The sequence below is a fragment of the Kitasatospora sp. NPDC059973 genome, assembly GCF_042737525.1.
Lineage (GTDB): Bacteria > Actinomycetota > Actinomycetes > Streptomycetales > Streptomycetaceae > Kitasatospora.
Window position 1 is genome coordinate 67,463 of record NZ_JBHWUI010000020.1, and the last position, 5,123, is coordinate 72,585.

Consider the following 5,123-nt stretch of genomic DNA (forward strand, 5'->3'; position numbering starts at 1 on the left):
TGCGGTACAACGTGAATGGGGCAGTGAAGTGAGTACTTCATACGAGAAGCTTGTCGAGGCGCTGCGGAAGTCGCTCGAAGAGGTCGGCTCGCTGAAGAAGCGGAACCGCCAACTCGTCAGCGCCTCCAGCGAGCCTGTGGCGATCGTGGGTATGGCGTGCCGGCTGCCCGGTGGTGTCGACAGCCCGGAGGGGCTGTGGGACCTGGTCAGCGAGGGCCGGGACGGCGTCTCGGGCTTCCCCTCCGACCGGGGCTGGGACCTCGACGGGCTGTTCGACGAGGACCCGGAGAACCGCGGCACCTCCTACGTGGACCAGGGCGGCTTCCTGCACGAGGCCGGCCTCTTCGACGGGGGCTTCTTCGGGATCTCGCCGCGTGAGGCGCTCGCCATGGACCCGCAGCAGCGGCTGCTGCTGGAGACCTCCTGGGAGGCGCTGGAGCGGGCCGGCATCGACCCGGCCACGCTCAAGGGCAGCGATGTCGGGGTCTTCAACGGGATCATGGGCGTCGACTACTTCGCCGGCGGCAGCGTGCCGCCGGAGCTGGAGGGCTTCACCGGGACGGGCGCGGCCGCCAGCGTGGCGTCCGGCCGGATCTCCTACGTGTTCGGCTTCGAGGGCCCGGCGGTGACGCTCGACACCGCCTGCTCCTCCTCGCTGGTGGCGATCCACCTGGCGGCCCAGGCGCTGCGCCGCGGCGAGTGCTCGATGGCGCTGGCCGGCGGCGCGACCGTGATGGCCACCCCCGGCCTCTTCATCGACTTCTCGCGCCAGCGCGGGCTGGCGGCCGACGGCCGGTGCAAGGCGTACGCGGACGCGGCGGACGGCACCGGCTGGGCCGAGGGCGCGGGTGTGGTCGTGCTGGAGCGCCTCTCCGAGGCGCGGCGCAAGGGGCACCGGGTGCTCGCGGTGGTCCGCGGGTCGGCGGTGAACCAGGACGGCGCGTCGAACGGTCTGACCGCGCCGAACGGGCCCTCGCAGCAGCGGGTGATCCGCAAGGCGCTGGCCAACGCGGGCCTGTCCACCGCCGATGTGGACCTGGTGGAGGGCCACGGCACGGGCACGGTGCTGGGTGACCCGATCGAGGCGCAGGCCCTGCTGGCCACCTACGGCCAGGACCGGCCCGCCGAGCGGCCGTTGCGGCTCGGCTCGCTGAAGTCCAACATCGGCCACACCCAGGCCGCCGCCGGGGTGTCGGGCGTGATCAAGATGGTGCAGGCGCTGCGGCACGGCGTCATGCCGCCCACCCTGCACGTGGACGCGCCGTCCACCCAGGTCGACTGGTCCGCCGGTGCGGTGGAGCTGCTCACCGAGGCGCGGGACTGGCCGGAGACCGGCCGCCCCCGCCGGGCGGCGGTGTCCGGCTTCGGCGTCAGCGGCACCAACGCCCACCTGATCCTGGAGCAGGCCCCCGAGGAGGAGGCGCGGCCGGCGGCCGTGCCCGAGGGCGTCGTCCCGCTGGTGCTGTCGGCCGCCTCGGCCGCCGCCCTGGCGGGCCAGGCCGGGCGGCTGGCCGCCTTCGTCGAGGCGTCCTCCGTCGACGCGCCCGGGGCCGGGGCGCCGGTCGCGGTGGCGGGTGCGCTGCTCGCCCAGCGCGCGGTGCTGGGCGAGCGGGCGGTGCTGGTGGCCGGCTCGCGCGCGGAGACACTGGCGGGCCTGGCCGCGCTGGCACGCGGCGAGTCCGCGCCCGCCGGGGCGAGCGGCAGCGCGTCCCCGTCCGGCGGTCCGGGGAAGGTGGTCCTGGTCTTCCCGGGTCAGGGGTCGCAGCGGGTCGGGATGGGCCGTGAGCTGGCGGAGCGGTACCCGGTGTTCGCCGAGGCCTTCGACGCGGCGTGTGCGGCGCTGGACGAGCGGTTGGCGGGCTGGGCCGAGCACCCGGTCAAGGACGTGGTGTTCGGTACGGCGGGATCGCTGGACCAGACCGTCTACACCCAGGCGGGTCTGTTCGCCGTGGAGACGGCGTTGTTCCGGCTGATCGAGTCCTGGGGCATCCGGCCGGACGCGGTGCTGGGCCACTCGATCGGTGAGATCACGGCCGCCCATGTGGCCGGGGTGCTCTCGCTGGCGGACGCGGCGGCGGTGGTCGCCGCACGCGGTCGGCTGATGCAGGCGCTGCCGTCCGGCGGCGCGATGGTGGCGGTGGCGGCCACCGAGGACGAGGTCGCCGAACTCCTCGATGACTGCGTGGACCTGGCGGCGGTGAACGGTCCTTCGTCGGTGGTCCTCTCCGGTGAGGAGGCGGCCGTGCTGAAGGCCGCGGAGCAACTGCGGGAGCAGGGCCGCAAGGTCAAGCAGCTGACCGTCTCGCACGCCTTCCACTCGGCGCTGATGGAACCGATGCTGGCGGAGTTCGCGGCCGTGCTCGCCGACGTCTCGTGGGGCGAGCCCAAGCTCGCGGTGATCTCCAACGTCACCGGCCGCGTCGCCGAGCCGGGCCAACTGGCCGATCCCGCCTACTGGGTGGACCATGTCCGCCGCCCGGTCCGGTTCGCCGACGGCATCGCCACGGCGGCCGACGGCGGCTCCGCACTCTTCGTCGAGCTGGGCCCCGGCGCCGCGCTGAGCGGCGTGGTCGCGGAGTCCGCCGGTGAGCGCGCGGTCGCGGTGGCCGCGCTGCGCGACGGCCGCCCCGAGGCGCACACCGTGCTGGCCTCGGTGGCCGAACTCTTCGTCCGGGGCGTCGAGGTGGACTGGGCGAAGACGCTGCCCGCCGGCTTCACGCCCACCCATCTGGAGCTGCCCACCTACGCCTTCGAGCACGAGCACTACTGGCTCCCGGCCACCCCGCTGACCGACGCCACCTCGCTCGGCCAGGGCAAGGCCGACCACCCGCTGCTCGGCGCGGTCGTCCAACTGCCGCAGTCGGACGGCCTGGTGTTCACCTCCCGGCTGTCGCTGCGGACGCACGCCTGGCTCGCCGACCACGCCGTCGGGGGAGTGGTCCTCGTCCCCGGGACCGGTCTGGTGGAGCTGGCCGTGCGGGCCGGCGACGAGGTCGGGTGCGGGGTGCTGGACGAACTCGTCATCGAGGCACCACTGGTGGTGCCCGAGCACGGTGGCCTGCGGGTCCAGGTCGCCGTCGGCGGACCGGACGAGCGGGGTGCCCGTACGGTGGAGGTGTACTCCTCCCGCGAGGACGCGGTGGACGGCACCGACACCACGGGGGCCATGGACGCCTGGGTCCGCCACGCCACCGGCACACTGCTGCCGACGACGGCCGGCGCCGCCGAGCCGGAGTTCGACTTCACCGCCTGGCCGCCGCCCGGCGCGCAGCCGGTGGACATCACCGGCGGCTACGACCTGCTCGACCGCGCGGGGTACGCCTACGGCCGGTCGTTCCAGTGCGTGCGCGCGGTCTGGCGGCGCGGCGAGGAGATCTTCGCCGAGGTGGCCCTGCCGGACGAACTGCGCGAGCGGGCCGCCGGGTTCGGCATCCACCCCGGCCTGCTCGACGCCGCCCTGCACTCCAGCATGCTGGACGCGGCGGCCGCGCTGAGCGGCGCCCGGCCGGCCGACGCACCGGACGAGGAGCCGGTGGTCCGGCTGCCGTTCGCCTGGAACGGGCTGGTGCTGCACGCGGCCGGGGCCGCCTCGGTCCGGGTGCGGGTCGCCCGGCCGGGGCCGGACGCCCTGTCGCTGGAGGCCGTCGACGATGCCGGCGGGCTCGTCCTGACGCTGGACTCGCTGGTCTCGCGCGCCGTCTCCGCCGAGCAGTTGGAGGCGGCGGCGGGGACGCCGGGCAGCGACGCGCTGTACCGGGTGGAGTGGACCGAGTCGGCCACCCTGCCCGCCGCCGCCACCCCCGGCCCGGTCCCGGCCCGGGTCACCGCCCCGGCGGACCTGGCGGCACTGTTCGAGGGCGAGGGCGAGGGCGAGGGCGAGGGCACCGGCGAGGGCCAGGGCACCGGCGCCGCCGCATCGGCGGCGGTGCTGCTGGAGGCCGTCACCGACGGCCCCGGGGACACCCCCCTCGCGCTGACCCGGCGGGTGCTGGAGGTCGTCCGGGCCTGGCTGGCCGGGCCCGCCCCGGCGCAGGCCCGGCTGGTGGTGGCGACCAGGGGCGCGGTGCCCGCCGGTGGCGACGCCGCGGTGACCGACCCGGCCGGCGCCGCCGTCTGGGGTCTGCTCCGGGCGGCGCAGGCGGAGAACCCGGACCGGATCGTGCTGTTCGACGCCGAGGCCGGCACCGACCTCGACGCGGTCCTGACCGCCGTCCTGGCCACCGGTGAACCGCAGGTCGCCCTGCGCGGTGCGGCCCTGTCCGTGCCGCGCCTGGCCCGGGCCGCTATCGCCCGGGGCACCGAGCCGGTGCTGGACCGGGTGGGGACGGTGCTGGTCACCGGTGGGACCGGGTCGCTGGGTGCGGTGCTGGCCCGGCACCTGGTGACCGAGCACGGCATCCGGCATCTGGTGCTGACCAGCCGGCGGGGCCTGGAGGCCGAGGGCGCCCGGGAGTTGGTGGCCGAGCTGCACGCGCTCGGCGCCGAGTCGGTGGCGGTGCCGGCCTGTGACGTGACCGACCGCGACGCGGTGGCGGAACTGCTGACCGCCGCCCGGCGCGACGGGCACCGGCTGACCGCCGTGGTGCACGCGGCGGGCGTGTTCGACGGCGGTGTGGTCGGCGAGATCGACCCGGAGCGACTGGCGCGCGTCTTCGCACCGAAGGTGACGGCGACCCGGCACCTGGACGAGCTGACCCGTGAACTCGCCCCGGACCTGGACGTGTTCATCACGTACTCCTCCGTCTCGGCGGTGTTCCTGGGCGCGGGCACCGGCGCCTACGCGGCGGCGAACGCCTACCTGGACGGGCTGATGGCCCGGCGCCGGGCGGACGGCCTGCCCGCGTTGTCGCTGGCCTGGGGCCCGTGGGCGCAGAGCGACGGCATGGGCGCCGACCTGGACGAGCTGTCCCGGAGCCGGATGAACCGGCGCGGCGGCGCCCAGCCGCTGACGCCGGCGGAGGGCATGGAGCTCTTCGACACCGCGCTGCACAGTGACCGGGCGCTGCTCGTCCCGGTCAAGCTGGACCTGCGGGCCCTGCGCACGGCCGCCACGGCCGGCGCCGGGGTGCCGCCCCTGCTGCTGGGCCTGGTCCGCCCCGGCCGGCAGTCGGCGCGGGCCGCCG

The 5,123-nt window shown here is 75.9% G+C and carries 1 protein-coding gene; it reads left to right on the plus strand.

The features are described from left to right. Positions 1–28: 28 nt before the first annotated feature. The coding region (locus ACFWA9_RS08455) for a type I polyketide synthase (protein WP_380384583.1) at positions 29–5,123 on the plus strand (5,095 nt) is incomplete at its 3' end.